Genomic DNA, 615 nt, shown 5'->3' with positions numbered 1-615 from the left:
TGTCAGCCGCATTGATAATCTTGACGGTACGCCTTACAAGATTTTTGCACCTGAGCAAACGGGTACCTTGGAAGTCTCCAAGTCTACACTGGATTTGATTCGAGAAGGTATGAGGAACGTGGCGGAAGAGTCCGGTACAGCCGGTTCTTTATTTGCCGGGTTTCCTGTGCAGGTAGCCGGCAAGACCGGTACGGCCGAAAACTTCAGCGGTCGTGATCACGGTTGGTTTGTCGCATTTGCGCCCTATGACCATCCGCGTATTGTCATTGCCGTTTTGACGGAACAGGGCGGTTTCGGTGTCTCATCGTCGGGTCCCATTGTTCGTGCCATGTTGGAAGAGTTCTTCCATATCGGTACGGTGGATAGTCAAAATAAAGATGCGGCAGAGCCGGCACAAACTTCCGGCCGTACGCAATAAAAAGGAGGAAGTATTCATGTCTCATATCATAGCCGTCGCTTCCGGTAAAGGCGGAGTCGGAAAGACCTTGATAACCGCTTCTCTGGCCATTGCTTTGCGTCGCCGCGGATATACCGTGTTGGCTGTCGATGCCGATATGGGAATGCGCAACCTGGATCTTCTTCTGGGCGTACAGGATGAGGTGTTTTTTGATGTTT

At 51.4% G+C, this 615-nt stretch carries 2 protein-coding genes; both read left to right on the top strand.

Annotated elements, in window-relative coordinates:
* Positions 1-418 (top strand): penicillin-binding transpeptidase domain-containing protein (locus PGX78_RS09165; RefSeq protein ID WP_270446662.1); only part of this gene is annotated, 418 nt, incomplete at its 5' end.
* 16 nt (positions 419-434) lie between these two features.
* On the top strand, positions 435-615 hold a 181-nt coding region (locus PGX78_RS09160), incomplete at its 3' end, for a nucleotide-binding protein (protein WP_270446659.1).

The sequence above is a fragment of the Megasphaera sp. AF13-6AC genome (genome assembly GCF_027685385.1).
Classification (GTDB): domain Bacteria; phylum Bacillota; class Negativicutes; order Veillonellales; family Megasphaeraceae; genus Megasphaera; species Megasphaera micronuciformis.
The sequence above is the reverse complement of the archived record's forward strand: the minus strand, read 5'-3'. Positions and strand labels throughout refer to the sequence as shown.